Annotated in this window: 22 protein-coding genes; 8 read left to right on the plus strand and 14 right to left on the minus strand. The window is 67.0% G+C overall.

Going from position 1 to position 26673, the window contains the following annotated elements:
• Positions 1-172 precede the first annotated feature (172 nt).
• Positions 173-2761: a DUF5916 domain-containing protein gene (locus DLM85_RS13055; RefSeq protein WP_111478542.1), complete on the plus strand. Its 2589-nt coding sequence runs from the start codon at positions 173-175 to the stop codon at positions 2759-2761.
• Positions 2762-3514: 753 nt separating this feature from the next.
• Complete coding sequence (locus tag DLM85_RS13060; protein WP_111478583.1) at positions 3515-3904, plus strand: VOC family protein; 390 nt, start codon at positions 3515-3517, stop codon at positions 3902-3904.
• A 384-nt stretch (positions 3905-4288) separates the two neighbouring features.
• Here DLM85_RS13060 and meaB read toward each other — a convergent pair whose 3' ends face one another.
• Positions 4289-5275 (minus strand): methylmalonyl Co-A mutase-associated GTPase MeaB, encoded by a 987-nt coding sequence (meaB, locus tag DLM85_RS13065; protein ID WP_111478543.1) that lies wholly within the window; start codon positions 5273-5275, stop codon positions 4289-4291.
• 159 nt (positions 5276-5434) lie between these two features.
• Here meaB and DLM85_RS13070 point away from each other — a divergent pair, with 159 nt between their 5' ends.
• The gene (locus DLM85_RS13070) at positions 5435-6835 is read left to right on the plus strand and encodes a DUF5723 family protein (protein WP_111478544.1); all 1401 of its coding nucleotides are present in this window, start codon (positions 5435-5437) and stop codon (positions 6833-6835) included.
• Positions 6836-6991: 156 nt separating this feature from the next.
• Here the strand turns inward: DLM85_RS13070 and DLM85_RS13075 are convergent, their stop codons facing one another.
• From DLM85_RS13075 to DLM85_RS13090, 4 genes are all read right to left on the minus strand, one after another.
• Positions 6992-8089, minus strand: a complete 1098-nt coding sequence (locus DLM85_RS13075) for a WD40 repeat domain-containing protein (protein WP_111478545.1) — start codon at positions 8087-8089, stop codon at positions 6992-6994.
• Between the two features lie 188 nt (positions 8090-8277).
• Entirely contained in the window at positions 8278-8844 is a 567-nt protein-coding gene (locus DLM85_RS13080) for an NUDIX hydrolase (RefSeq protein ID WP_111478546.1), read from the minus strand.
• Positions 8832-9287 carry a VOC family protein gene (locus DLM85_RS13085; RefSeq protein WP_111478547.1) on the minus strand — a complete coding sequence of 152 codons (456 nt, stop codon included), beginning with the start codon at positions 9285-9287 and terminating at the stop codon, positions 8832-8834. Before DLM85_RS13085 ends, DLM85_RS13080 begins: the two co-directional genes overlap by 13 nt.
• A gap of 163 nt (positions 9288-9450) precedes the next feature.
• Positions 9451-10173, minus strand: coding sequence for a L,D-transpeptidase family protein (locus DLM85_RS13090; RefSeq protein WP_207891022.1), 723 nt, complete (start codon positions 10171-10173; stop codon positions 9451-9453).
• A gap of 196 nt (positions 10174-10369) precedes the next feature.
• Here DLM85_RS13090 and DLM85_RS13095 point away from each other — a divergent pair, with 196 nt between their 5' ends.
• Positions 10370-10930, plus strand: a complete 561-nt coding sequence (locus DLM85_RS13095) for a hypothetical protein (RefSeq protein ID WP_207891023.1) — start codon at positions 10370-10372, stop codon at positions 10928-10930.
• A gap of 111 nt (positions 10931-11041) precedes the next feature.
• On the opposite strand, the gene DLM85_RS13100 is transcribed toward DLM85_RS13095, so the two are convergent.
• Positions 11042-11833 (minus strand): SDR family NAD(P)-dependent oxidoreductase, encoded by a 792-nt coding sequence (locus DLM85_RS13100; protein ID WP_111478549.1) that lies wholly within the window; start codon positions 11831-11833, stop codon positions 11042-11044.
• Positions 11834-12055: 222 nt separating this feature from the next.
• Here DLM85_RS13100 and DLM85_RS13105 point away from each other — a divergent pair, with 222 nt between their 5' ends.
• From DLM85_RS13105 to DLM85_RS13115, 3 genes are all read left to right on the plus strand, one after another.
• Positions 12056-12541: an ankyrin repeat domain-containing protein gene (locus DLM85_RS13105; protein ID WP_111478585.1), complete on the plus strand. Its 486-nt coding sequence runs from the start codon at positions 12056-12058 to the stop codon at positions 12539-12541.
• Positions 12542-12761: 220 nt separating this feature from the next.
• Positions 12762-13244, plus strand: a complete 483-nt coding sequence (locus tag DLM85_RS13110; RefSeq protein WP_165822131.1) for a GNAT family N-acetyltransferase — start codon at positions 12762-12764, stop codon at positions 13242-13244.
• 31 nt (positions 13245-13275) lie between these two features.
• Positions 13276-14232, plus strand: coding sequence for an alpha/beta hydrolase (locus DLM85_RS13115; RefSeq protein WP_111478551.1), 957 nt, complete (start codon positions 13276-13278; stop codon positions 14230-14232).
• 16 nt (positions 14233-14248) lie between these two features.
• Here DLM85_RS13115 and DLM85_RS13120 read toward each other — a convergent pair whose 3' ends face one another.
• From DLM85_RS13120 to DLM85_RS13140, 5 genes are all read right to left on the minus strand, one after another.
• Entirely contained in the window at positions 14249-14980 is a 732-nt protein-coding gene (locus DLM85_RS13120) for a metal-dependent hydrolase (RefSeq protein WP_111478552.1), read from the minus strand.
• A gap of 209 nt (positions 14981-15189) precedes the next feature.
• A complete protein-coding gene (locus DLM85_RS13125) occupies positions 15190-18480 on the minus strand; it encodes an AsmA-like C-terminal region-containing protein (protein WP_133257043.1) in 3291 nt (1096 codons plus the stop codon).
• 195 nt (positions 18481-18675) lie between these two features.
• The gene (locus tag DLM85_RS13130) at positions 18676-18903 is read right to left on the minus strand and encodes a hypothetical protein (RefSeq protein WP_111478554.1); all 228 of its coding nucleotides are present in this window, start codon (positions 18901-18903) and stop codon (positions 18676-18678) included.
• Positions 18904-19075: 172 nt separating this feature from the next.
• Positions 19076-20044, minus strand: a complete 969-nt coding sequence (locus DLM85_RS13135) for a hypothetical protein (protein WP_111478555.1) — start codon at positions 20042-20044, stop codon at positions 19076-19078.
• Positions 20045-20167: 123 nt separating this feature from the next.
• Entirely contained in the window at positions 20168-21157 is a 990-nt protein-coding gene (locus tag DLM85_RS13140) for a hypothetical protein (RefSeq protein ID WP_111478556.1), read from the minus strand.
• Positions 21158-21979: 822 nt separating this feature from the next.
• On the opposite strand from DLM85_RS13140, the gene DLM85_RS13145 reads away from it, so the two are divergent.
• The gene (locus tag DLM85_RS13145; RefSeq protein ID WP_111478557.1) at positions 21980-23575 is read left to right on the plus strand and encodes an ABC-F family ATP-binding cassette domain-containing protein; all 1596 of its coding nucleotides are present in this window, start codon (positions 21980-21982) and stop codon (positions 23573-23575) included.
• Positions 23576-23683: 108 nt separating this feature from the next.
• On the opposite strand, the gene DLM85_RS13150 is transcribed toward DLM85_RS13145, so the two are convergent.
• The 3 genes from DLM85_RS13150 to DLM85_RS13160 all read right to left on the minus strand — a co-directional run bounded on the left by DLM85_RS13150 (position 23684) and on the right by DLM85_RS13160 (position 26311).
• Positions 23684-24631, minus strand: coding sequence for a hypothetical protein (locus DLM85_RS13150; RefSeq protein WP_133257044.1), 948 nt, complete (start codon positions 24629-24631; stop codon positions 23684-23686).
• A gap of 189 nt (positions 24632-24820) precedes the next feature.
• A complete protein-coding gene (locus tag DLM85_RS13155; RefSeq protein ID WP_111478559.1) occupies positions 24821-25537 on the minus strand; it encodes a hypothetical protein in 717 nt (238 codons plus the stop codon).
• A 378-nt stretch (positions 25538-25915) separates the two neighbouring features.
• Positions 25916-26311, minus strand: a complete 396-nt coding sequence (locus DLM85_RS13160; RefSeq protein WP_111478560.1) for a hypothetical protein — start codon at positions 26309-26311, stop codon at positions 25916-25918.
• Positions 26312-26673 lie beyond the last annotated feature (362 nt).

The following is a 26673-nucleotide window of genomic DNA, read 5'->3' on the forward strand; positions in this document are numbered from 1 at the left end:
GCCCAACCACGGCGGGCCGACCGGGAACTACTCCTGGCCGGCCCGCCGTGCGTTTGGGCAGGTGGTACATTTCCGGGGCAGCTGCAGCACAAAACAAATTCCGGGGCCGCCAAGCAACGCTTGCCCCGGCGGCTTCATCTATCGCGCACTCCCTTTCTCCCGCCTATTCCGAATGTTACCCCGCGCGTTTCTTTTTCTGCTGCTGAGTCTGCTGTTGAGCTGGCAGGCCAGTGCCCAAACTCCCTCCGACGGGGCTGCCGCCGCCGCGGCCACGCCGGCCATCAAAAAACATCTGCAAGCCGCCCGCATCAGCGGGGGCGTCAAGCTCGACGGGGTGCTCGACGAGGCCGCCTGGCAGCAGGCCCCCGTTGCCACCGACTTCATCCAGAACCGGCCCAACCCCGGCCCGCCCGAGCGCCACAAAACCGAGGTGCGCATCCTCTACGACGACGCCAACCTCTACGTGGGGGCCATCATGCACGACGTGAGCCCCGACTCCATTATGCGCGAGCTGGGTGCCCGCGACAACTTCGGCAATACCGACTTCATCGGCATCTTCCTCGATACTTACCACGACAAGCTCAACGGCTACGGCTTCTTCGTGACGACGGGCGGCGTGCAGATGGACGCGCGCTACTCCCCGGCCGGCGGCGAAGACTTCAACTGGAACGCGGTGTGGGACTCGCGCACGGCTATTCAGGGCACCGACTGGGTGGCCGAGCTGCGCATTCCGTACTCGGCCATTCGCTTTGCCAATCAGCCCGAGCAGCTCTGGGGCATCAACTTCATGCGCCAGCGCAAAAAGGAAAACCAGGCCTTTTTCTGGAACGAAGTGAAGCCCGCCGTCGACGGCTTCGTGAACCAGTGGGGCACGCTGGAAGGCGTGCGCGACATCAAGCCCCCGCTGCGCCTCTCGCTCACGCCCTACGTGTCGGGCTACGTGAACCACTACCCCTTCGACGAGCAGGGCAAGCGCAACACCTCGACCTCCTTCAACGGCGGGGCCGACGTGAAGTGGGGCATCAACGAAAGCTTCACCCTCGACGCGACCCTGGTACCCGACTTCGGGCAGGTGCAGAGCGACAACCAGGTGCTGAACCTCTCGCCCTTCGAGGTGCAGTTTGCCGAAAACCGGCAGTTCTTCACCGAGGGCACCGAGCTGTTCAACAAGGGCGGCCTGTTCTACTCCCGCCGGGTGGGCGCCCAGCCCATCGGCTTCGGCAACGTGGACGGGCAGCTGCGCGCCGGCCGCTACGACGCCGAAGGGCGGCGCATTGCGGGCGAGTACGTGGTGCAGAACCCGGGCGTGACGCAGCTGCTGAACGCCACCAAGGTATCGGGACGGACCAAGAACGGCTTGGGCGTGGGCGTGTTCAACGCCCTCTCGGGCGACGTGTACGCCACCCTGCAGGACAGCGCCTCGGGCGAGCGGCGCAAGGTGCTCACGCAGCCCTTCTCGAACTACAACATCGTGGTGCTCGACCAGTCGCTGAAAAACAACTCCTACGTGTCGCTGATCAACACCAACGTGACGCGCTGGGGCCAGACCTACGACGCGAACGTGACCGGCGGCCTGTTTCGCTTCGCCAACAAGAAGAACTCCTACGCCGTCGACGGGCGCGTGGTGTACTCGCGGCGGCGCGGTACCGTGTTCGGCACCGACGACCAGATCGACGACCGGGACGGCTACAAGTACCGGGTGAGCGTGGGCAAAATCAGCGGGGCCTTCACCTGGAACCTCTCGCACGGCATCGAATCGGGCACCTACAACCCGAACGACCTGGGCATTTTGTTTGGCAACAACAACATCTCCCAAGAGCTGTACATGAGCTACAACAAGTACAAGCCCTTCTGGAAGGTCAACAACTTCTACTCCTGGTGGGGCGTGGCCCACTCGCTGCTCTACCAGCCCACGCGCTACCAGAACCTGAACGTGTACGGCGGCTGGAACACCACCTTCACGAAGATGTTTCTGACCACCGGCATGAACGTCGACGCCAACCCGGTGACGCGCGACTACTACGAGCCGCGGCAGTACCCGCTGGGCCCGTACTGGGTGCGCGTGCCGGCCAACGCCAACGTGGGCGGCTTCATCTCCTCGGACTACCGCAAGAAGCTGGCCCTGGACCTGAACGCCGGCGTGCGCCTCTACGAAGCCGACGGCCGCCTGCCGCGCCCGCGCCGCTCGGCCACGGGCCTGGGCATCTCGCCGCGCTACCGCGTCAACAACCGCCTGAACTTCCGCTACAGCATCGACTGGAACTACGCCCACAACCAGATCGGCTACGTCAACGGGGGCATGGACAGCAGGCAGCCACTCGACCAGCCTTTCCTGGGGCAGGTCATGCTCGGGCGCCGCGACGTGGTGACGGTGTCGAACGTGCTGCAGGCTTCCTACACCTTCACCAACCGCATGTCGCTGACCATCCGCACGCGCCACTACACCAGCAACGTGCGCTACCGCGACTTTGCCCGCCTCACGCCCGGCGGCGAGGAGGAGCTGGTGGACTACCGTCGCAACCGCGACAACACCTACAACGCCTTCAACGTGGACGCGGTGTACTCCTGGTGGTTTGCGCCCGGCTCGCAGATCAGCGTGGTCTGGAAAAACGCGAGCAGCTCGCAGCTGTTTTCCAACGAAGCCACCCCGCTGTACTTCGACAACCTGTCGAACACCATCAACACCCCGCACAACAACTCGCTGTCGGTGAAAATCCTCTACTACCTCGATTACCTGACCCTGCGCCCGCGCCGGGTGTAGGCTCATCGACCACGCTCTTGTATGTTGCGGGTGCGGGCCAGACGGCCGGCACCCGCAACGTGTTTTTAGCGCCACATGATTACTCGTTTCGTGCCGCTCTTGGTGTTGCTAGCCCTAGCCGCGGTAGCCTGCGGCCCCGATAAACAGCACGCTACCGTCCTCAGTCGGCAAGAACCTTTTCCGTCGGTTGAGGGTCAGGTACAGTCCGATACATCGATATTAGAACAGCCCCAAGCAGAACCCGATACGGCAACTCATGGCCGTTCTACTGAGTACCTCCGGAACATTCGTGCTACGGTCAAACGGTTGAATGCTGTCCGGCAGTGGGAAAAAGTAGTAAAACGCGAACTAGCCGGTTCTACCGAGGGAGGAGAGGTTAGCTACTATTATACAGGTGGACAGTTGCGGAAAATTGTGGCGCGCTATTACGGCGAAACGTTTCAACATTTGACCGAATACTACCTGCTGCCGCATGAGGAGTTATCCTTCATATTTGAGCGGTACTCCCACTACAACCGCCCTATCTATTACGACTCCATCACTGCCAAGAAACACAACGATACAGAAGCCTTTGACCTGGAAAAATCAACGATTGAAGAAAGTCGCAGCTACTTCTGGCATGGGCGGCTGATTCACCAGCTTGATCCGCAAGATTACGGGGTGCCGAAAGACCAAACATACTTGCAACTCGAACAAAAGCGCCTCCAAGCGGATTTTACGAACCTGCTACAGACGCTTAAGCCCCCCCAACTAATGGCCCAACACCTCGGCAACCTCACCCTGCTCGTCCGCGACTACGACGAAGCCATCCGCTACTACGTCGACGTGCTCGGCTTCGAGCTGCTCGAAGACACCGACCGCGGAGAGGGCAAACGCTGGGTGCGCGTAGCACCGGCCAGTGCGGGGGCTCCGGCGCTGCTGCTGGCCCAGGCCGCTACCGACGAGCAGCGCGCCCACATCGGCAACCAGGCTGGCGGCCGTGTCTTCCTCTTCCTCAACACCGACGACTTCCAAGGCGACTACGCTCGCTACCAGGCCGCCGGGGTGCAGTTTCTGGAGGCGCCGCGCCACGAGGACTACGGCTCGGTAGTGGTCTTCGCCGACCTCTACGGCAACAAGTGGGACCTGCTGCAGCTGAAATAAGCGGCGTCGTTGCGTGACCGGTAGCCGGAGCTGCCAACCGAATATTGAGGCTGAAAGTGTAGGCTGTACAGGCAAGCAATCGGCTTGATTAAGCCCCAAAAGCAGCTTCTCGGGGTTATATACTTGTTTGGGAAGGTTTAAAAGTCGTTTCCGAAGGTTCGGGAAGACTTTCCGAGGTTTAGTTAAGAACTTCCAAACCCTCGGAAGTGACTTCTGAGGATTAGCTAAGGACTTCCAAGGGTTCGGGAAGAACTTCCGAGGATTAGCTAACAGTTTCCGAGGGTTCGGAAGTGACTTGGGAAGGTTCGGGAGTAAGTTCCGAAGGTTAGGAAACGACTTCCGAACCTTCCGGCAGAAGCCGCCAGCGCTGCCGACGACTACGGACTAAGCCCCGCCGTCCAGCCCGAGCAGCTCGGCCGCCGCCGCAAAGGCCGACTGCTGCCCGCTCATCACCCGCTGCTGCACGTCGGCGAGGCGGGCTGCCACCTCGGGCCGGGCGTAGAACCGCTCTTCCAGCGCCTCCCGAATGCTGTGCCGCAGCCACTGCAGATTCTGCTCCTGCCGCCGCTGCTCGAAGTAGCCGTTGCCCTGCGTCAGCGTTAGGTAGCGGCCGATTTCCTCCCACACGCCCGCCACCCCGTCGCCCGTGAGGGCCGAGCAGGTGCGGGCCACCGGCGCCCAGCCCGAGGCGGCGTGCGGAAACAGCCGCAGGGCCGACTGGTACTCCACCCGCGCCCGCTTGGCGGCCAGTTCGTTGCCCGAGTCGGCCTTGGTGATGACCACCGCATCGGCCATTTCCATGATGCCGCGCTTGACGCCCTGCAGCTCGTCGCCGGCGCCGGCCAGCATCAGCAGCAGGAAGAAGTCGACCATGCCGTGCACGGCGGTTTCACTCTGGCCCACGCCCACGGTTTCCACGAAGATGACGTCGAAGCCCGCCGCCTCGCAGAGCAGCAGCGCCTCGCGGGTGGCGCGGGCCACGCCGCCCAGGGAGCGGCCGGCGGGCGAGGGGCGGATGAAGGCCTGCGGGTGAGCCGCCAGCTGATTCATGCGCGTTTTGTCGCCCAGGATGCTGCCGCCGCTGCGCTGGCTGGTGGGGTCGACGGCCAGCACGGCCAGGCGGTGGCCCTGCCCGACGAGGTGCATCCCGAGGGCTTCGATAAAGGTGCTTTTTCCCACGCCCGGCACGCCGGTAATGCCCACGCGCACCGAGCGGCCAGTGTGCGGCAGCACGGCGGCCAGCACCTGCTGCGCCAGGGCCTGGTCGGCGGGCAGGGTGCTTTCGACCAGGGTAATGGCGCGGCTGAGCACGAGCCGGTCGTGGGCAAGCAGGCCCTGGATGTACTGGTCGGCGGTGAGGCGTTTGGGCAAAGCGAGCGGGTAATAGGCCGATTTTCAGCGGCTACTCATCGATTCGTAACGCGGCGGCTTTGGTTCGGACGCTTAAATGTAGCTACTTGCCCCGGCGTTGCGCCCATGTGCTGTTATCCTTCGGCGTCGTTCCTGTTCTCTTCTCCCTACCTCCTTCGCATGAAACTACTGTTACCCGGCCTGGCCCTGGGCGCCCTGGCGCTGGCGCCGCTAAGCCTGCACGCGCAAAACGAGCTGAGCAACTTCGGCTCGACGGGCCGCGGCGGCGTGGCCAATACCTTCGTGAGCGACTACCAGGCCATCGGCATCAACCCGGCCAACCTGGCCCGCATCGGCAGCCCCAAGTTTTCCATCGGCCTGCTGCAGTACGGGGTGGGCATCGGCTCCCAGTCGCTCACGCGCGAGCAAATGCTGCGCTTCGTCAAGCGCGTGGACGACAAGCTGACCACGGCCGAAAAGCAGGAGCTGGCCAAGGCCTTCACCTCCGACAACGCCCTGAACCTGAACGCCGACGTGATGACCTTCGGGGCTTCGGTGGATTTGCTGGGCATCGGTACGGTGGCCATCAGCAACCAGCAGCGCGTGGTGACGCACATGGGGCTGAACAAGAACATGGCCGAAATCCTGTTCCTGGGCAAGAACGCGCCGATTTACCAGCAATACACCTCCGGCACCACCATTCCGCTGGTGTCGACGGCCCTGCAGGGCACGCGCCTGCAGATGAGCTGGCTGAACGAGTTCAACGTGGCCTTCGGCCGCCGCCTGCTCGACAACGACATGTTTCAGCTTTCGGCCGGGGTGGGCTACCGCTACATCGAGGGCGTGGGCGTGGTCGACATCCGGGCTGAGGACGGCAAGCTCGAAGCCTTCGGAGCCGTCTCGCCGCTGTTCGACATCAACTACGGCAAGCTGGCGCAGAATCCGCAGTTCAACTACCGGCAGGGCGGCTCGGGCCTGCGCCCGGTGGGCACCGGCAACGGCGTGGACCTCGGGGCATCAATGGAAATCGGCAAGTCGCTGCGCCTGGGCCTCTCCGTCACCGATATCGGCAGCATGACCTGGAAGGGCAACCTGCTCACGGCCAACGACCAGAAGCTCAAGCAGCTCAGCTCCGAGGGCATTGGCTCGTACAACCTGTTCAAGGAAGTCACCCAGCTGGTGACGGCCGGCACCGACAGCCTGTTTCAATACCAGCCCAGCGCCAGCCGCTCGGAAAGCCTGCCCACCAAGCTGCGCGCCGGCGCGGGCCTGCGCATCAGCGAGTATTTCGAGGTGGGCGTGGATGCCACCCTGCCCATGAACGACGTGGCCGGTAACCTGCCCAAGCCCTTCGTGGGCGCCGGCGTCGACTACAAGCCGGTGCGCTGGCTGCGCCTGAGCAGCGGCCTGAGCGGCGGGGCGGGCTACGGTTTCAGTTTGCCCCTGGGCCTCACGCTGGCCACCAAGCACTACGAAGCCGGCATCAGCACCCGCGACCTGGTGGGCCTGTTCACCTCCGAGCACCCCTACGTGTCGGTAGCCGCCGGCTTCCTGCGCTTCAAGTTCGGGGAGCAGAAGTAGTATTGAGTAAACTAAGAACGTCATTCCGAGCTTGTCGAGGAATCTCGCGTGTTTAGTTCGTTAGTAACCTTCTCGTTGAACGAGGATACTACTATCAGACATCAGCACGCGAGACTCCTCGGCTTCGCTCGGAATGACGTTCTGTTTGTGACAGGGCTACTTGAAATAGCTCTGGATGAAAATCGGCAGGCCGAGCTTGCCGCGGCGGCCGCCGAGCTTGATGCCGTCGTCGGTGTACTTGGCCGCCATGCCCAGGGCGTTGGGGTTTTCGATGATGCCGAGGAAGGGGTTGTCCTCGCGGGCCACGTAGATGCGGCCGTCGGGGCCGAGTTGCAGGGAGCCGATTTTGCGGTTGGCGGAGTTGCCTACGGCGGTTTTGGCGCCGGTCTTCAGGTCCACCTGCCACACCTGGGCGTTGCCGCCGCCGTTGCCGTTGCTGGTGGCGTAGAGCTTGGAGCCGTCGGACGAAAACTCCACCCCGTAGGCTTCCTCGAAAGGCCCGTACGACTTGGGGTTTTTCACCAGGCCGGTGGCGTTGTCGAAGTCGAACACTTCTACCTTATTCGCCTCGCGCCAGATGGCGGCGGCCAGTTTCTTGCCGTCGGGCGAGAATTTCATGCAGCCGATGGCGTTGCGGCCGGGGCCGGCGTGCATGGCGCCCACGTTGCTCAGGATGGGCTTGGTCTGCACCCCGTCGGGCGTGACGAGGTAGCTCACGAAGGCGTTGGAGTTCCAGCGGTGGCCCACCACCCAGATGTCGCGGCCGTTTTTGTGGCGCACGGCGGCCAGCTTTTCGGCCACCGGCGAGATGAGCAGGCCGTTGCTGCGCTTCACGTCGCCCATGCCCTCGGCGGCGGTCATGTCGACGGTGGAGTAGCGCATGCCCACGCTGTTGCCCTCGGCGGCGGTGGTGAAGATGTAGAACACGTTGCCGCTGCCCGGGTCGGGGATGATGAGGGCGCTTTGCGAGGAGGACTTGCTGCCCGCCAGGTTTTTGCCGTTGGGCATCAGCTGGTGCTGGCGGTTCCACACGTACACGCCGTTGGTGTAGAACAGCAGCTGCCCGCGCGAAGTGCTGGCTACGCTGGAGCCTTCGTAGGTGCTCAGCTTGCCGTCGAGCAGCGGGGTGGGGGCGCCCTGGCGGAAATCCAGGCCGGCTTCCTGCCCGAAATACCAGATGGAAGCCTGTTGCTGGGCCTGGGCGGCAGTGCCGACGAGCAGCAGGGCCAGCGCGGAAACGAAACGAGCGAACATAAGCAGGAGAATTGCAGCGGTTGAGGCCTTCAACGCAAGACCGTGCCAAATGTGATGCGTCAGGCGCGGATGCGTGTAAGCCCGCAGCAGGCGCTAAACGCAGCGGACGCAGCGTTCAGCGCCTGCTGCAAAATCCTCGGCGTCCGCTGCGGGCTAAAATCGAGGCGGAATCCAAGCGGAAAGCGTCCTTACACCATCCACTCGCCCGCCGTCAGCCGGGGCAGCAGCTGGCGCACGATGCGGTAGCTCAGGCCCCAGAGCTTATGCTCCCCGATGCGGATAAACGACACTGGCGCCGACCGGGCCCAGCCGTCGAGCTGCCAGTCTTCGGTGGCGTGGCGGGCCGGGTCGAGCAGCTCGGCCACCGATACTTCCAGCACTTCCGCTACCTCGCGCTCCAGCCAGCGCCACACCGCCGGGCGGCTGATGCGGCCCAGGTAGGGCGTGACGCGGTAGCCGGTGGGGGTGCTCACATCGGGCAATTCGGCCAGCACCTGCACGGCCTCGCGCGGCAGGTATACTTCTTCCTCCGCCTCGCGCAGGGCTGTGTCGAGCAGGGAGGTGTCGGTGGGGTCCTGCTTGCCGCCGGGAAAGGCCAATTGCCCGCCGTGCACGCCGAAGTTGCTGCGCACGAGCAGCACCAGGCGCAGCTCGCCGGCATCGTCGCGGTACACGGGCACGAGCACGGCGGCCTCGCGCAGCTGCGGCGCCGCAGGTGGCAGGTTGGTTTCGTCGGGGGCTATCAGGCCGTCCACGACTGCAGCTCAATGACGTTGCACTCCGGATCGGCCACGTAGGCCCAGGTGATGGCGCGGCCCAGCGGGGTCATCTGCGTGACCACCTCGCCCAGGGCCGAGCCGCCTTCGGCCAGCACCACGGCGCGGGCGGCGGCTACGTCGGGCACTTCGAAGGCAATGTGGCCGAAGCCGGGGCGGTTGGGGGCGGTGCGGGCGCGGTTGGTCAGCGGGTCGTAGCCGAAGATTTCCAGCGTAGGGCCGCCGGGGCCGTGGCCGGGCAGGCGCAGGTGCACGCCGCGCTGCCGGGTGGCGCCGGAGGGCAGCGCCTCGTCGTGGTAGTCGCGCTGGGGCGAAGTCCGGGTGCAGCCAAACACCCGCTCGTAGAAGGCGGCCAGGGCTTCCCAGTCTTCGGCGGTAAGGTTGGTGTGGGCGTAGCGGGCGGAGAGTAGCGGCGTAGTCACTAGTGTGTCGGGCGTTGGCGGGTAAAGCAGGACTCAGAACGAATGGGCAATATACCCATTGCGCCCAACCCGGCACGAATATTTAGCCCTGCTGATCGGCGCAAAGGCAATACGTTCGAGGCCAGCTGCCGGCCGCCACTGAGCCGCGCCCGGGCGAACCTGGCTACCGCACCACGTAGGCCCCGGCCGCGTCGGTGGGGGGCAGGGTGTGGTGCTGCTCGAAGTAGCGGTACACCGGTGCCAGCGTCTGCCAGAAGGCGTGGTGCGGGCTGTGCCAGCGGGCCTCCAGGTCGGTGGCGTTCAGCTCGAAGGGGAAGATGTGGACCGGTATGTCGGCCTGTCCGGCGGCGCGGGCCTCCACGGCCAGCACGTACAGCTCCTCGATGCAGGTATCGGTGATGGGCAGGCAGCCGATGGTGACGTTGGAGCCGTGGATGAAGATGTCGCCGCCGGGGTCCTGCTCGCCGCGGGCACGGTCGAAGGCGTTGGGGTAGTCGAGGCCCAGCGAGAGGTGGTAGAGGCTGTTGGGGTTGTAGCGGTCGATGCGGTAGCAGCCCTCGGGCACCTGTCCGTCGCCGGAGCGCAGCTTGGGCCCCAGTTTGCCGGAGGTGGCGGCAATGGCGTAGCGGCGCAGCAGCTGGTAGCGGCCCTGGCCGCGGTTGCGGGCCCACACCTCCACGCGCTGCCCTATTTTGAAGGCGCGCAGGTACAGTTCCAGCTGGTCGGCGGCGAGGTGGCGGCGCTGCAGCTCGGCTTGCAGGGTGCTCCAGCGGGCGGCGTAGGCCGTGCGTACCCGCGGGTAGCGCTGCTGGCCCTGGCGGAAGGTGGCATCGGTAGGATCGGGCCCGAACAGCAGGGGCCACAGCAGTAGCAGGAAGGCGCGCATGGCGGCAGCGAGTAACAATACGGCGCCATAACGGGGGTGCTGCGGCTGAGCGTATATGAGAATAAAGATATAGACGAGTTGCTTAAATTGATGAGCCTCCGCGCGAGAAACCCGGATAATTTACGGCCTGCGGCGGCGTTGATTTACCGATCTGCCCCAACCAGCTGACCCGCAAGCACAAACGCCCTGATTATTTATGAGGCCTTCCTTCGTCTCCGCGCCGCCGGCTGCGCGCCCTTGCCCTGGCTCCACGCAGGCCACGCTGCGGCACTATGCCCCGGCAGCGCGCTACGCGAACTTCGTCTTGCTGGCCTTTTGCCTGCTGCTGGCCCTGGACTGGGCCCTGCCCGTGCGCCGCTACGAGCGCGAAGCCGTGCTCAGCCGCCTGGTGGTCCTGACCTCGTCTTCCGCCTCCGACCCGCGCATGGCCTACGACATCGTCACGCCCCACGCCCGGTTTCGCATCCCGAGCGAGCAGGGGGCCCGCGTGCGCGACGAGGACCGCGTGACCGTGTGGATTACCCCGCTGCTGGGCGTGGTGCGGCAGGTCAGCGCCCCGACTTCGCCCGAGGGCGCTACTCCGTTTCGGCCCGCCAACGGCACCATCTACGGACCCTTCGCGCTGGCGCCGCTGCTGCTGCTGGCCGTGGCGCTGGTGGGCGCCTGGCCCGGCCGGTCGCCCGAAACGCGCATGAACACGGCCGTTGCCGGCGTGCTGCTCGCGCTGGTTACCTTGGGCATTCTGATTTGGGTGTAGATGCAGCCACCCCGAAATGCAACCGCCCCGCCGCGTCAACTCGGACGCGGCGGGGCGGTTTTGATAGAAAAAAACGTCCTGCTGAGCTGGTAATTCAAGGTGTTCAACAACTCAGCCGATGCTGCGAATCACGCCGCCGTCGACGCGCACGGAGGCGCCGTTGGTGGCGGCGGCCAGCGGGCTGGCCAGATAGGTGACCATCGTGGCAATTTCGTCGGTGGTGATGAAGCGCTTCAGCAGCGACGAAGGGCGGGCGTGGGCGAAAAAGTCCTTTTCTGCGTCGGCGCGCGACTGGCCTTCGGCGGCCAGCTTGCCGATGAATTCCTCCACGCCCTCGGAGGCGGTGGGCCCGGGCAGCACCGAATTCACCGTGACGCCGGTGCCGGTGGTCAGCTCGGACAGGCCGCGGGCCACGGCCAGCTGGGCCGTTTTGGTGGTGCCGTAGTGAATCATTTCGGCCGGAATCTGCAGGCCCGATTCGCTGGAGATGAAGATGATGCGGCCCCAGTTCCGGGCCAGCATCGGCGGGAAATACTGGCGCGAAAGGCGCACGCCGCTGAGCACGTTCACCTCGAAGAAGCGCAGCCAGTCCTCGTCGGCAATGTCGGCGAAGGGCTTCGGCTCGAAAATGCCCACGTTGTTGACCAGAATATCGACCGTGGGCACCGCGGCCAGCAGGCGCTGCACCTCGTCGGCGTGGCCAAAATTGACGGCCACGCCGCGCACCCGGGCCCCGGGCGTCTCGGCCAGGATGGCGGCGCGGGCCTGCTCGAGGCGGGCTTCGGTGCGGCCGGTGAGGATGACTTCGGCGCCCTCGGCGGCCAGGCGCTTGGCAATGGCCAGGCCAATGCCGCCGGTGGAGCCCGTAACCAGGGCCGTTTTATCGGTGAGTTGTAAGTCCATGCGAAAACAAAGCGGAGGTGATGAAACTTCCTGCCTAAACCGCCCGGCGCGGCGTTTGTCTGCCTGGCCCGAAAAAAGTCTGCCGCCGGCTGCCGGCAGTGGCCTGCCACCGAGCAACTTGCGGCAGCTCCGCTGCGGCGCCGCGGCCCGGCACCGCAAAGCTTTGCGCGCCGGCTACGTATGCAGGGGCGCTACTTCGTCAACCTTACGTTTCGGCTCCTTATGTCCTTTTCTTCCGCCCGCCCCGAAGACCTGCTCATCGACGCTGCCCGCCGCGGCGACGTGGCCTTTATCCGCGAACTGCTGGCCGCCGGCGTCGACGTGAACACGCAGAACGGCAAGGGCTTCACCCCGCTCATCATTGCCACCTACGACGACCAGCTGGAGGCCGCCCGCGTGCTGCTGGAGGCCGGCGCCGATGTGAACGTGCAGGACGTGAGCGGCAACACGGCCCTGATGGGCGTCAGCTTCAAGGGCTACGCCGACGTGGCCCGCCTGCTCATCCAGCACGGCGCCGACCTGGACCTGCAGAACGGCAACGGCGGCACCGCGCTGATGTTTGCTACCCTTTTCGGCCGCCACAACATCGTACCCATCCTGCTCGAAGCCGGCGCCGACACCACTCTGCGCGACGTGCGCGGCCTCTCGGCCCGCGACCTGGCCATTCAGCAGGGCAACGACGTGGCCCTGCAACTGCTGCCGGCCTAACCGTTGGAGGCCCCGGGCCTAGAACGTCATGTCGAGCCCAGCCGAGACATCTCGCGGGCTGACGCATGAGAGTAAAATCCTCGTTCAACGAGCAGGTCACGATCGAGCGGGATGTCTCGGCTGGGCTCGACATGACGTGCCTAAAAGGCCAACCACATGCCCAAGACCGCCCAAGCCACCCAGATGGCGCATCTGCCCGCCGCTGGCGTTATTGCGCTGCATGAACCAGCCCGTCGTCATCCGCCCCTACGAGCCTCGCGACCAGGCCGCCTGCCTGGCCCTGTTCGACGGCAACTGCCCGCCGGCCTTCGACCCGGCCGAGCGAAGCCTGTTCGAGCGGTATCTGGCGGGCCCGCCGGCCGATTTCTGGGTGCTCGAAGCCGAGGATGCGGTGCGCGGCTGCGGTGGCTACGGCTCCCGCGACGAGGGCCGGAGCTGGGAGCTGTACTGGGGCATGATTGACCGGGCCTGGCACGGCCGGGGGCTGGGCCGCCGGCTGCTGCAGTACCGCCTGGCCCGGCTACAACGCCTGCACCCCGCCGCGTCTGTCGTCAGCCGCACCTCGCAGCACTCCGCCGGCTTTTTCGCCCGCCACGGCTTTCGGCTGCACCGCGTCGAGGAAGACTTCTGGGGCCCCGGCCTGCACCTCTACGATATGAGCTGGCCGCCCGTCGGGCCCGACGCGGCGGTAGCCGCGCCCTGACGCCCGCCATCCACGGCCTATCTTGCCCACCATGACACCCGCCTACGCCCCCGATATTCTCGGCCCCGATTTTGAGCAGCGGCGCCTGGCGCAGCCCGCCGACTACGAGGGTCCGGTGGTGAGCACGCTGGTGCGCCGAGTCGGGGCGGCCGGGATGCGCCGGGCCGTGCTCTACCTGCACGGCTTCACCGACTACTTTTTTCAGCGCGAGCTGGCCGAGCAGTGGGCCGCCCACGGCTACGGCTTCTACGCCCTCGATCTGCGCAAGTACGGCCGCTCCCTGCTGCCCCACCAGCGCCCCAACAACGTGCGCGACCTGCGGGAGTACTTCGCCGACCTCGACGCGGCCCGCGCCGCCATCCGGGCCGAGGGCGCCGAAACGGTGGTGCTCAACGGCCATTCTACCGGCGGGCTCATCAGCGCCCTGCACGCGGCGGCACACCCCGGCGCCTGGGCTGCGCTGGTGCTGAACAGCCCCTTTCTGGAGCTGAACCAGCCCCGGTGGCTGCGCCAGGGCGTGGTGCCCCTGGTTGCGGGCCTGGGCCGCGTGCTGCCCGATCTGCCCGTGCCCGGCAACCTGCCCTTCGGCTACGGCGAGAGCCTGCACCGCCAGTACCACGGCGAATGGGACTACCGCCTCGACTGGAAGCCGCGCAAGGTGTTTGCCGTCAATGCCGGCTGGCTGCGCGCCATCCGGCGCGGGCACCAGCAGGTGGCGCGTGGCCTGGGCATTGCGGCGCCGCTGCTGGTGCTGCACTCGGCCCGCACGGTGCAGCAGTACCATCCCTTCAACGACGAATACTTCCAGGCCGACGGGGTGCTGAACGTAGCGCACATTCACGACCTAGCCCCGCACCTGGGCCCGCACGTGACTACCGAAACCATCGAAGGCGGCATGCACGACCTGGTCCTCTCGCGCCCGGCGGTGCGCGCCGAGGTGTACCGGCGCATGTTCGCGTGGCTGGAGGCCGTATTGGGCGCCGAGTAGCAGCGGTGCTGGCCGCTTAGCGCAGGGCGCCCAAATCCAGCGTGTCGCCGGCCTGCAGCGCGTGCACGCGCACGCCGTCGGCGGGAGCGAGGTGGGCGCGCAGCTGCTCGGGCGTGCCGGTGAGGGCGGGGTAGGTGCCGTAGTGGAAGGGCACCACGTGCGGGGTACGCAGCAGGCGGGCGGCGTGGGCAGCTTCCCGCGGCCCCATGGTGTACCGGTCGCCGATGGGCAGCAGGGCCACGGTGGGGTGGTAGAGGTCGGCCAGCAGGCGCATGTCGCCGAACAGGGCGGTGTCGCCGGCGGCATACACCACGGCCCCGTCGGAGAAGGTGAGGATAAAGCCCACGCCCTCGTGCGGGAAGCCGGCCGTGCCATTGGGCAGGTCGATGTGGGCGCCGTGGAAGGCCAGCGTCATGGTCACGCGCACGTTCAGCACGTCCACGGAGCCGCCCTTGTTCAGGGGCTCAAACTGCGTGGTGGGCACGCCTTGTTCGTAAAGGTAGAAGCGCACCTGCGGCTGGGCCAGGCAGCGGGCCCCGGTGCGGGCCAGCAGGCTGGGCAGCTCCGGGTCGAAATGGTCGTCGTGGCCGTGGGTGATGAGCACCAGGTCGGCCCGCTCGGGCTGCCACAGGTGGGCCGGCACGAAGGGGTTGTTGGTAAACCACGGGTCGATGAGTATGACGCGGCCCTCGGGTGAGGTGAGGCGAAACGCGGCGTGGCCGAGAAACTGCAGCTGGGTAGCGAGCATGGGCGGAAAGCTGGTACGCCGCGAAGGTAAGGCCCCGAATCAGCCGCGGCAGGGGGTATTCACTGCCGGCCAGCAGCCCGCGCGGCGTCCCGGTTCCTCGCTTGAGGCGCAACCGGCGCGTCCGGCCGGCCCCACGCGCCGCCCCTAACGCAACAGCGGTGCCTGGCTGCCCTCCGGCTCGACGCCGCCGCCCAAAGCAGCACGCGTTGTTACCTGCTGTTAATGTTCCCGGAGTCGGTGCCCGGGCGTAGTGGCGTCCGGAGCAGGCGCAGGGTGGTGTCGATGGGCTGGCGCTGCAGCAGCAGCTGGTATTCCTGCTGCAGGCGGTTTTGCTGCTGCTCTTTCTCCCGGCGCTTGAAGGGGCGCACGGAGTAGCGCATGTGGCCGTGGGGGCGGCGCAGGTTCACGTAGAGCAGGTGCCGGTCGGGGCGGCGCGCGGGGGCGCCGTCGCGGATGCGGGCCGTGCGGCGGCGAAAGTTGCCGAGCACGGCCTGCATCGGGTTCAGGCCCACGTAGAGGTTGCTGCGGCCGGTGAGGTAATACACCCCACTGATTTCCAGGTCAGTCAGGTTGCTGTTCAGCCGCAGCTCGGGCACCAGCAGCCGCTCCTGGTCGAGGAAGAAGCGGGTGCTGACGGGGCGGAAGTACAGGTGGTCGGTGCGGCGCGGGCTGAGCAGGCGCAGGGCCTGCTGCAGCGGTGCCACCCGCAGCAGCTCCAGGTCCTGCACGTCGGCGCGGGCGTAGCCCTGGGTGCGGGCGGTAGCGGGCAGAAAGGTCGCGTCGAGGTCGGTGTGCACGTCGGCTTCGCAGGTCATGGTGCCGCGCACGTTGTCGGGGCCGAGCACGTCGAAGCCCAGCGCCCCGGCCAGCTCGAAAAGGCGCGGCAACTGAATGCCCTGCAGCCGGGCCTGCGCGTGCAGCGGGTGGCGGCCCTGGCCGGCGTTGGTCTGCAGCCGTCCGCGCACCCGCAGCTGCCCGCCGAAGGCTTCGAGCGTGCATTCGTCGAGGGTGGCTTCGCCGGGGCGCAGGTGCGAGGTCAGGCGGAAGCCCGTGCCGCTGAGGGCGCCGTAGCGCACGTGCTCGGCCCGCACGTGCAGCCGGGCCGTGAGCAGCTGGCCGCTCAGCAGCGCCGAGGCCCGCCCCGCGCCCGGCCGCTTGCCCGGCCCCGCCGTCGCGGTATCGGCAGCGGCATCGTCCTCCTCGTCGTCGGGCTGCAGGCTGGCCAGCAGCAGCAGCAGGCGCTGCACGTCCACGGTGGCGTAGCGCAGGTCCAGGCTGGCATCGGCGGCCAGCAGGCGCGGCCCGGCCATGCGCGCCGAGGCCTGCGCAAAGCCCGCCCCGCCCGAGGTGGTGGCGAAGTACAGCGCCGGCATCCGGAACGTCGAGCCGGTCTTGAGCACCCGCAGGCGCACGTGGCGCAGGTTTTCGCCCACCGGCATGCGCAGCGTGGCCACCTGACAACTCACCTGCCCGTTGGCCGTCAGCAGCAGCCGACGCAGCGGCGACTGGCGCGCCGCCCGCGGCCCCGGCGCGGCCGCGTCGCCGGCCCCCGCCGGCCGCCCCGCCCGGCGGATAAGCCGCGCCACCCGCAGGTAATCGACGGTGCCGAAGCGCAGGGCCAGCTGAAACTCGCCGGCGGTGCGCCCCCGCGCCAGCGGCCCCGGCCACGAGGCCCGGCCGCGCACCGCCCCGCCCCATACCTGCGCCGTCAGGCCGCTGAGGCTGGTGAGGCGGCCGTCGCGGCGCACCAGCACGCGCACCTGCCGGAGCGTGTCGGTGGGCAATACCAGCCGGGCGCAGCGCAGGGCCACGCGCAGGCGCAGGCCGGGCGGTAGCAGCGAGCTGTCGGCGCTGGCTTTGGCCGGGCGGCGCGCGGCGGGCCCCGTGCCCGGCCGCGGGCGCAGCAGCTCGCCCAGGCGGGCCACGCGCAGCTCGTCCACGGCGAAGCGGCCGTCGATAAATGTGGTGGCGCGCTGCCCGGTCAGGTAGTCGAGCAGGTTCACCGTGCGCGCCTGGGCCCGAAAGCGCATGCCGTCCACCTGCCCCGACAGGTCCCGGAGCTGCCACAGGCTGTCCTGCAAACCCAGGCGCACATTCAGCGCCCGCACGCGGGCGCGCCGCGCCGGCAGGTCGAAGGCGGCGTTGTGCAGGGCCACGTGGCCGCGCACCGAGAGGCGCCGCACCGGCCCGGGTGGGAGCGGCTGGCCGGGGCCGGGCGGCAGCGCGCCGCGCAGGTGCACGTCCAGCTCGGCCGCGCCGCCGCGGGCCCGCCACTCGCCCGGCGCCACCAGCGCCGCCAGGGCCGGCAGGTCGGTGCGGCCGCGCAGGTGGCCCGTCACGGTGGGCCGGGTGAAGTCGCGCACCTGCAGGCGCAGGTCGAGCTGGCCCAGCGGGGAGTAGATGCGGCAGTGGTGCAGGGTAAGCGTGGTGGTGCTGGGCTGGTGGGCCGGGCCGTTGTCGAGCACGGCCAGCAAATCCCAGTGGCTGATGCGGCGGCTGGAATCGGGCCATACCAGCCGGGCCCGGCGCAGCTGCAGGCGCAGCACGTTGCGCGGCAGCACCGTCGGGCTGCTCAGCCCACTGACGGTGTAGCGCAGGTAGGCCTTGCTCGGGCTGCGGGCCCCGCGCAGGTAGGGGAGCAGGCTGGGCGGCAGCACCTCGGGCAGCACGTCCAGCAGCCGCTGCCGCCCCTCGAAGCGCAGCCGCAGCCAGGAGCCGGCCGGGGCCCGGCTGGCCGTGGTGTGGGTGCCGCTGATGCGGATGGTGTCGCCGCGCAGGGTGGCGCGGCTGCCCGGCTCGAAGGTGCCCCGGCGCCGGGCGAAGTCGTAGCGGTAGCGGGCCCAGGCCTGCACCGGCTCGTGGGCCAGCAGCGTGCCGGTGCGGTTGTTGTGCAGCGAGTCGAGCTGGCCGCGGAGCGCCCCGCGCAGGGTGAGCTGCCCGCCGCGCAGCCGGGCCCGAAACTGCCCCTGCGCCACCCGCGCCACGAAGCGGCTGCGCTTGTAGTCGTTGCGGAAGCTGAGCTGCACGTTGCGCAGGCGCACCAGCGGCAGGTCGAAATCCAGGGCGGGCGTCGGGCCCGGGCCGCCACGGCGCCGGCCGTGCAGCGTCCAGCGGCGGCCCCGGGCGTCCACGTAAGTGCGCAGCAGCCCGTCGCGCAGCGTGAGGGCGTCCACCTGCACCCGGCCGCGCAGCAGGGCCCGCAGGTTCAGGCGCAGGTCGGCGCGGGCCACTTGCAGCACGGGCTCGGGGCGCTGGTAGGCGGTGTCGGTGAGGGTGAGGCGGCGCACGGAGGCCGTCAGGTGCGGGAAATCCTGCCAGCCGAGGTGCAGCGCAAAGGGGCTAACGACGAGGTCGGAGCTTTGGGCCAGCCGCTGGCGCAGCTGCTGCTCCAGCCAGTAGCGGCCGTAGCGCGTGCCCAGCAGCCCGGCCCCGAGCAGCAGCCCCAGCAGTACCAGTCCCAGCAAGAGCCCGGCCCCGCGCCGGAAACCAAATCGAGCCATAGCAATCCACAACGCTGCTCCAAGATGCGGCAGAAGCAGCCGGGCCGGCGCGCCGCCCGGCCCGCCGCTGCCAATACGGGCAACGGCGCCGGCGGGCTGCCCATCAGGGGCAAAACTCGACTGCAATGGCGGCGGTAGCCACCGGCGTCCACGCGCAGAAGGCCCCGCTCGCTACCGCTGCCGGGGCGCGGCGGGTCAGCCGTCGATGCGGCGCACCCCCTCCCGCAGCAGCAGCGCGCAGATGGCAGCCGCGGCCAGCACCTGCCCGCTCAGCAGCAGGTAACGTGTGAGCAGCGAGGTGGCATCCAGCAGGCTCCCCAGCAGCACCATCAGCTGGTGCAAGGCCACCATCATCGGCAGCAGGCTGGCCAGCACGAACAGGTAGCCCCGGCGGCGGGACGTCAGGCGGAAAGCAGCAGTCATAGACAACGAGCAGGTAAAAGGTAAAACGCGCCAAAAGGTAGCCCGAAACGCTTGTATGCCCGCTATCGGCCTTTGGGTGGCGCGCTTAAGTTAATTGCCGGAAACTAAACGGGTCCGTCAGGCCGCGTGGCCTGACGGACCCGAGTCGGGTGGCCTGAGGGGCCCGGCGCCGCTACAGCTGAGCCAGGAAAAACGCCTTCAGCTCGTTGAAGATGAGCATGTCGGTGCCGTGGCCGATGTGGCTGTAGGTTTTGAAGCGGGCATTCACGCGCTGCTGCTGGTACACCTGCTGGCAGTACTGCCAGCGCGTGGGCTGCATCTGCCGGCCCAGGTGCTCATAAATCAGGGTGCGCTCCGTGTCGTCGTAGGCGTCGTCGAAGGCGGCGGCGTCGTTGTCGTCGAGGGCGCCCATGTAGAAGAACTGCGGCACGGCCCGGTACTGCTGCCAGTCGAGGCGGTGGCCGGTGAGCTGCCGGTAGTCGGCCAGGCCCAGGGGGTAGGGCAGGGGCGTGCCGTGCACTTTGTCCAGGGGCAGCAGCAGCAGGCCGTTGAGCCCGCCGCCGGCCACGGCCCGCACCCGCTCGGGGTGGAGCACGGTAAAGCGGTTGACGAAGGTAGCCGAAGCCGAAAACCCGTTGAGCAGCACCTTTTCCCGGGCCTGCACCTGCAGGGCGCGCAGCTGCTCGCGGGCGTCGTCAATCATGCGCAGCAGCTGCTCGTCCAGCCGGGCCAGCTCGCCGGTGGCGTGCAGCGCGTCCTTGTCGAGAGCGTGGGTGTAGAGCAGCGGCTGGGCGGCCGGGCGCGGAAACACCGGCGTGAGCAGCGGCAGCCCGATTTCGCGAGCCAGCGGCCGGCTCAGTCCCGCCTTCGGCCCGCCGATGGCGATGCGGGCGGCCCGCTCGTGCACGGCCAGCGTGTCGTTGAGCAGGCCGGTGTTGTTGGGCTCCACCATCAGGTAGGTGGGCGCGTTGCGCGGGGTGCGCTTGGGCACCAGCAGAAAGTAAGGGTAATGGAAGCCCTTGGCCGGATTGGCCGCAATGCGCAGCAGCGTATCGGTGGCGGCGCGGGGAGCGGCGTGGCCGGGCCGGGCCAGCAGGAGCAGGGCGCCGAAGCTCAGCAGCAAGGACAGCAGCGGTTTCATAGGCAGGACTGGGAGGACTCCCAAACGTAGCCGTGCCGGGGCCGGTCAACCAAATTCGGCGGCTCACATAAAGATGTAGCACAGCCCAGGCTGCGCGGCCAGCGGCGAATAAAAAACCGGCCGCTACCGGCCCGCAGCCGTGCGCACGAACTCCTTAAGCGTCCAGTCCTGAATATGCCCAAGCGCGATGTTGCGCATCAGGTTGAACTGGGCGTAGGCCAGGGCCTGGCCGCTGGCGGCATCCACCAGCTGGTAGCCGTGGTTGCGGTACACGGTGAGGTAGCGCGCGTACAGGTAGCGTGGGTCGGCGGTGGCTACGGCCGCTTCGATGACGGCCCGCTCCACTACCTGCACCGGATAGGGGTACAGCTGGGCAATCTGCGCCGCGGGCAACTCCGCGTCCAGCCGGGCCCGGTCGAGCAACAGCGTTTTCTGCGTCAGGGCCAGGCTGCTCTGCCGGATGCGCTGCAGTTCGGCTTCCTCAATGTCCTTGTCTTTTTGCTGGTGCATCCGGGCGTCTACGTAGCGCTGCATGGCCTGCACCGCGTTGATGGCGTCGCTGGTGAAGTAGGTTTGGCTCCAGTAGCTATTGGGGTGCGGGGCAAAGCTGGCCGAGGCCACCGGCCGGCGGCGCGCGTCTTCGGGCACGTCGTTGGCGAATACCTGCAAGGAGCCGGCGAAGTTGAGTTTTTCCGGCTTGCCCTCGGCGCTCAGCACCATCGACGTGACGGTGATGCCGTGCGGCCCCAGCCCGCCGAGGCGCAGCAGCAGGTGCGAGGCTTCTTTGTCGCGGTAATGCGCGTCGGCCTGGGCCGATGTGATGAACTCCACCTTCGTAAGCGTCCAGAACTTGACGGCGGCGCGCAGGGCCTCGTTGCGGGCCGCCAAATCGGCGCGAAACAGGGCCGCTTCCTTGGGGTCTTTGGCCATTCGCCGCTGGGAGGCCGCGTCGCTCGGCTCGTCCTCCATCACCACCAGCAGCGGCTCCCGGGTAAAGCGGTCAAAGTTGGCAAACTGGGCACTGCCGACAATGGGCTGATACACCTTAACAATCTGGGCACGCAGGCTGGCGCTGGCCAGCACCAGCAGCAGCAGAAAAGAAGCGAAACGCATACGAAAATAAGACATGAACCGGTGGCCACGCGGCCGCGGCCGGATAGCAGTTCAGGACAGAATGAAAAGCGTGGCGCGGCTCAGCAGTAACGGGGTCGCACGCCAGCCGGAACCGGCGCGAGCAAGCAGAAAGGATGAGCGGACGGGCCGAAAAGAACGAGCAAAAATCAGCGGCTACAAGTAAAGCAAAATAGGCGCTGCCCGTACCGAGTCGGCCTGATTATTTGCCGCCGCCACAGCCCCCGGGCCTCAGCCCGGCCTCAGCCCCGGCGCGTTGCCTATATTTGCCACCGGATACGCCCCTAAGTAGTACCCCAATGGAAATTCGCTGAACATACCAGCCTGATGGCCCGCCAACCCTCCCGCCGCCTAGTGCCGCCGGGTTGGCCCGCCGCTTTTCCATTCGTCCCGCCTCGCTTCGGCTCGGCCCCGCAACCCGTCCCCTTATGTAATCCAGCTGTCGGCCCTGCCGCAGGAGCCTAGCCCCGGTGCTCATCGGCGCCGGCTCGTTGCTGCCTTGTCCCCGGTGGCCCTTGGGCTGTAAAGCCGCGGGTTTTTCCGCAGCTCGTGCCTCACTCGTTGCGCACGGCCGCCCCATCGGGTCAACCAGCCAGTAGTGCCCGCCCGGCGTGGGTGGCTGCAACGTCCGCCCCCTGCGCGCCCCGCCCTGGCGGCTATGCGCGCCTCAGGCCGCGCCACTCTTTTCCTGCCATGTAATTCAACCCGAACGCTCCACCGAGCGCAGTCCGCTGCTGCGTTCGGGCTTGCGCCGCGCCGCGCGGCCCTGGTTTTTCTGTTCACCCGCTAAGCCCCTCCATCCTTATGAGTATCGTCGCCAACCACCTTTCCTATACCCACCCCGACGGCGAAACGCTGTTCCACGAGCTGCACCTGGCCGTGCCCGGCGGCGGCAAGGCCTCCCTGGTTGGGCCCAACGGCGCGGGCAAATCCACCCTGCTGCGGCTGCTGGCCGGGCAGCTGCCGCCCACCGCTGGCGAAGTGCTGCGGCCCGAGTCGCCCTACTACGTGCCCCAGCACCTGGGCCAGTACGACGCCCTCCCCGTGGCCGAGGCCCTGGGCGTGGCCGCTAAGCTGCGGGCCCTGCACGCCATCCTCGCCGGCGACGCCACGGCCGAGCAATTCGCCCGCCTCGACGACGACTGGAGCCTGGAGGAACGGGTGCAGGCCGCCCTGGCCCAATGGCAGCTGCCGCCGCTCGATCTGCACCAGCCCCTCGCGGCGCTCAGCGGAGGTGAGAAAACCAAGGTGTTTCTGGCCGGGGCCCAGCTGCACGGCGCCGGCCTCGTGCTGCTCGACGAGCCCAGCAACCACCTCGACGCGGCCAGCCGCCAGCTGCTCTATGATTTTATCCGCCGCACGCCCGCCACGGTGCTCGTCGTCAGCCACGACCGGGCCCTGCTGAATCTGGTGGACCTGACCCTGGAGCTGCTGCCCGACGAAGTGGCCGTGTACGGCGGCAACTACGACTTCTACCAAACGCAGAAGCAAGTGCAGCTGGCGGCCCTCCAGGCCCAGCTCGACGCCACGGCCAAAACCCTGCAGCAGGCTCAGCAAAAGGCCCGCGACGTGGCCGAGCAGCGCCACAAGCAGGACGCCCGCGGCACCGCCCAGGGCCAGAAAAAGGGCCTGCCGCGCATCGTGGCGGGCCACCTCAAGCGCCAGGCCGAGCAAAGCTCCGCCCAGCTGCGCGAGGTGCACCACGCCAAAATCGACGGGCTGAGCCAGGACGTGCAGCAGCTGCGCGCCCAGCTGCGCGAGCAGCAGGCCCTGCGCATCGATCTGAGCCACTCGGCCCTGCACCGCGGCAAGGTGCTGGTGGAGGCCGAAGGCGTGAACTTCGCCTACGCCGGTCAGCCCCCGCTGTGGCCGCAGCCGCTCACGCTGCAGCTGCGCTCGGGCCAGCGCCTGCGCATCGAGGGGCCCAACGGGGCGGGCAAAACCACCCTGGTCAGGCTGCTGACCGGGCAGCTCGCGCCCGGCACCGGCCAGCTCCGCCGCGCCGCCTTTGAGTCGTTCTACCTCGACCAGGAGTACTCCCTCATCGACAACCAACTGACGGTGTTCGAGCAATTGCAGCGCTACAACTCCCGCCAGCTGCTGGAGCACGAGCTGAAAACCGTGCTGCACTACCACCAGTTTGCCCGCGAGAGTTGGGACCGGCCCTGCGCCGGCCTCAGCGGCGGCGAAAAGCTCAAACTCATCCTTGGCTGCCTCACCGTGAGCAACCGCGCCCCCGACCTGCTCATCCTCGACGAGCCCACCAACAACCTCGACCTGCCCAGCCAGCAGGTCCTCACCGACGCCGTGCGTAGCTTTCAAGGTACCCTGCTGCTCATCTCCCACGACCAGCCCTTCGCCGACGACATCGGCGTGGACGAGACGCTGACGCTGGGGTAAAGGCCCTGACGCGAGCCGGCCCCGGCAGTGCGGCAACACCATCGCGGCACCACCGATTCGCCGCCGGCAGATCGGCAACCGAAGGGCGGGCCGGTTTGCCCCAAGGCCTTATTTGGCGTCGGCGCCGGGCTGGGCCAGACCTTCGAGCACCCAGGCCTGTACCTTGGGCGTACCGACGCTCTGGCCCAGCTTGTACTTGGCAAACGCCACCACCTGCCCGTCGGCCATGTTTACGAGCTGGTAGGCATGGTCGCGCCGCAGCAGCACGTAGCGGGCGTACAGGTAGCGGGCGTCGGCCGTGCGTACGGCTTCTTCGATGACGGCCCGCGGCACCAGCTGCACCGGGTAAGGATACAACTCGGCCACGCGCGCCGGCGTGAGGTCGGTGGAGAGCAGGTCCTGATCCAGCAGCAGGGTTTTTTGCCGAACGATGGGGAGTCCGGCCCGCAGCTCCGCCTGCCGGGCCTGCCGGTACTGCTGGTCGCTGGCCCCGCCGGCGCGGGCCAGCAGGTAGCGCTGCATCTGCTGCAGCGTGTTGAGCAAGTCGCTGGCGGAAAACTGGTCGTGGAAACGGCGGACCAGCACCGTCTGGGTGGTGTAGTAGCAGCCGAGCACCGTCTCCACGCGCACGTTCTTCTTGCCCGGCGTTTTCTGGTGCACGTTCAGAAACACGGCCGGGCACACGTCCTTATCGGTATCCGCCTGCCCGGACTTCAGCACCAGCCGGGGCTGCCCATCGGCCAGTAGGCTATCCAGCTGCGCCGGAGTCAGCACCTGCACCTGGGGCGAAAACGTCCAGAACCGCCCCGCTTGGCGCATGTGCTCGTTGAAGGTGGCAATGTCGGTGCGCAGGGTGGCAAACATTTCCGGCTTTTTGGCCGACACTTTCGCCACAAAGGGCGGTACATCTTCCAGCAGCAGCACCAGCGGCATGGTCCGCAGCGCCTCGATATGCGGGTAGTCGCTCGGGAAGAATGGAACGGGGCCCTCTTGGGCCCGGCCGCGGAGGGCCAACAGCAGGCAAAAGCCGCACAGCAGCAGTACTCGCAAACGCATAAAGTAGAAACGACCGGGCGGCTGACCGGCCGCCTCGGAACCCGCAAGATAATGCCCCGACAACGTACCCTCCACAGCCGGCCCGGGCGGGGCCCCTGCTCACCCCGCCGGGCATAGAAAAAGCCGGGGGCGGCCCGGCTTTTTCGTGGTAGCAATAGGTGTAATAGCGGGGATTAGCGGGGGGCGGGCTTAGCCCTGGGCGGCGGCCGCGGGCTTGGCCGGGCGGGCCGCCGCGTCGTCGGCGTCGTCGGAGAGACGGTAGAGCTGGCGGCGGGTGGCGTTGGCGGGGAAGGCCAGGCGGGCGGCTTTGTTGAGGCGCTGCCCGAAACCGTAGGCCGCGTTCTGCACCCGCACGTAGCCGCCGGTGCCCTCCTGGTTGGTGCCCTTCTGCATTTCCTGCCTGGTGTCCACCGCGTCGAGCTGGTCGGCCAGGGTTTTGAGGTCGGTCAGCTGCTGGGCCGTGAAGCCCTTGGCGGCCAGGGCCACTTTGTCGCGCTCGGCGGCTTCGGCGGCCATGTCGAGCAGCAGGCGCATTTCCTCCGGGTCGTTGGCGGCCCTAGCGTAGCGGTCCTTGCCGTACTGGTTCAGGCGGCCCTTGTTCTTGGGAAACGCCTGCTCCACGTAGTAAAACACCGACTGCGCCGTGCGCCGGGCCCGCTCCATTTCGTTGCCCACCACGGCCGTGTCTTCCGACAGTGTGCCGCGCCGCACGTCCACGTTGGGCGCCTTGTCGGCCGCCTCTAGGGCCGCCATCCATTCGGCCCCGAACGTGCCGCCCAGTTCGGGGTTGACGGCGGCAAACGCCGCCGCGTCGGTGAGGTAATGGCCGTGCATGGTGCGCATCCGGGCACGCATGGCGGCATCCGAGCCGACAAATTTGCGGCCTTCGGGTTTGGGGGTTGACATAAGGGTAACTGTAAAAGTGTTTTGGGAGAATTATGAGGCTACGCTATGACTATTCCCAGTCATTTGCAACTACTTCGCCGCCTAAATCACCCAAAACTCCCTAAGTACCACGCGAAACCCGCAAAGAAGCGCCTCCACCGGACAAAGAGCCGCCACCCACGGACAAAGAGGCACCCGAAACGGATAAAGAAGCGCCGCCAACGAACAAAGAAGACCCGCAACCGACAAAGAAGCGGCCCAACGGACAAAGAGGCGCCTACAACTGCTAAAGAAGCACCCGAAACGGACAAAGAAGCGGCGCAACTGCTCAAAGAAGCAGATACAACGAACAAAGAAGCGCCTCGGTGAAACGCAGAAGTCCCACCCGCTGTCGGCGGATTATGCCTTTGCCTTCCAGTCGCGGATCAGGCTGACGATGAGTAGCAGGGTGCCCGCGAGTTCGAACAGTTTGGTAGCCGCGTAAAGCCCCGCCCGAAGGGTATCCTGGAAATGGAAACCTTCGGTCTGTTGATACGCGCTGAGACCTTGGTAGAAGACAACCCCCATCAGGAGTAGAAACCACAATTTGCTGTTTCGGTCGCCGCTACGCTGGTAGTAATACATAGCGGCCAGGAATCCATAGACCAACACATAGAGTCCCCGGCTCAGCCAGGGCAGGTCAGGGTTGAACATGTGGATACCCGCGTAACCGGCATAGGCAATGCTGAATGCCCAGCTAACCAGTAACAGAGTAGAAGCCCAGATATCGTAGTTGCTGCGGCGTAGCTTTTCCATGAGTCCCGAAAATAAGCGGATTCCCAGCAACATGGCCCCGCGCTGCCGCAGCTGCTTGGGCGGCTGAGGAAGCAGGGGGGGGAGAAACGAAACCGGCCCGCTGGGGTGGCGGTCAAGCCTAGACTACTGTTCTATTGAGATACGAAGCCTCACCCAAAGACAAGCACAAGCTATAAGCTCGCGCTAGATGGTGGCATTGCAAAATGAGTGTGCGCTATTTGTATATTGTGTCGTCTTAGAGCCTGTTGGGGAATTAAGGTAGTCGGTTGAGGCACAGGGTGACGTTTGCCCAGAGAATCCAGGCGGCGTGGCTTTCGGGCGTGTACTCGTAGTCCATGACTACCCGTCGGAAGAAGTTGAGC

Source organism: Hymenobacter edaphi (genome assembly GCF_003258365.1).
Taxonomy (GTDB): domain Bacteria; phylum Bacteroidota; class Bacteroidia; order Cytophagales; family Hymenobacteraceae; genus Solirubrum; species Solirubrum edaphi.

Coding starts and splice junctions, on each gene's coding strand:
- DLM85_RS13055 (WP_111478542.1), top strand. CDS start 173: ATGTTACCCCGCGCGTTTCTTTTTCTGCTGCTGAGTCTGCTGTTGAGC.
- DLM85_RS13155 (WP_111478559.1), bottom strand. CDS start 25,537: ATGTCAACCCCCAAACCCGAAGGCCGCAAATTTGTCGGCTCGGATGCC.
- DLM85_RS13100 (WP_111478549.1), bottom strand. CDS start 11,833: ATGGACTTACAACTCACCGATAAAACGGCCCTGGTTACGGGCTCCACC.
- DLM85_RS13120 (WP_111478552.1), bottom strand. CDS start 14,980: ATGCTCGCTACCCAGCTGCAGTTTCTCGGCCACGCCGCGTTTCGCCTC.
- DLM85_RS13135 (WP_111478555.1), bottom strand. CDS start 20,044: ATGAAACCGCTGCTGTCCTTGCTGCTGAGCTTCGGCGCCCTGCTCCTG.
- DLM85_RS13090 (WP_207891022.1), bottom strand. CDS start 10,173: ATGCGCGCCTTCCTGCTACTGCTGTGGCCCCTGCTGTTCGGGCCCGAT.
- DLM85_RS13160 (WP_111478560.1), bottom strand. CDS start 26,311: ATGGAAAAGCTACGCCGCAGCAACTACGATATCTGGGCTTCTACTCTG.
- DLM85_RS13130 (WP_111478554.1), bottom strand. CDS start 18,903: ATGACTGCTGCTTTCCGCCTGACGTCCCGCCGCCGGGGCTACCTGTTC.
- DLM85_RS13140 (WP_111478556.1), bottom strand. CDS start 21,157: ATGCGTTTCGCTTCTTTTCTGCTGCTGCTGGTGCTGGCCAGCGCCAGC.
- DLM85_RS13115 (WP_111478551.1), top strand. CDS start 13,276: ATGACACCCGCCTACGCCCCCGATATTCTCGGCCCCGATTTTGAGCAG.
- DLM85_RS13095 (WP_207891023.1), top strand. CDS start 10,370: ATGAGGCCTTCCTTCGTCTCCGCGCCGCCGGCTGCGCGCCCTTGCCCT.
- DLM85_RS13060 (WP_111478583.1), top strand. CDS start 3,515: ATGGCCCAACACCTCGGCAACCTCACCCTGCTCGTCCGCGACTACGAC.
- DLM85_RS13075 (WP_111478545.1), bottom strand. CDS start 8,089: ATGTTCGCTCGTTTCGTTTCCGCGCTGGCCCTGCTGCTCGTCGGCACT.
- DLM85_RS13125 (WP_133257043.1), bottom strand. CDS start 18,480: ATGGCTCGATTTGGTTTCCGGCGCGGGGCCGGGCTCTTGCTGGGACTG.
- DLM85_RS13145 (WP_111478557.1), top strand. CDS start 21,980: ATGAGTATCGTCGCCAACCACCTTTCCTATACCCACCCCGACGGCGAA.
- DLM85_RS13110 (WP_165822131.1), top strand. CDS start 12,762: ATGAACCAGCCCGTCGTCATCCGCCCCTACGAGCCTCGCGACCAGGCC.
- DLM85_RS13150 (WP_133257044.1), bottom strand. CDS start 24,631: ATGCGTTTGCGAGTACTGCTGCTGTGCGGCTTTTGCCTGCTGTTGGCC.
- DLM85_RS13105 (WP_111478585.1), top strand. CDS start 12,056: ATGTCCTTTTCTTCCGCCCGCCCCGAAGACCTGCTCATCGACGCTGCC.
- DLM85_RS13070 (WP_111478544.1), top strand. CDS start 5,435: ATGAAACTACTGTTACCCGGCCTGGCCCTGGGCGCCCTGGCGCTGGCG.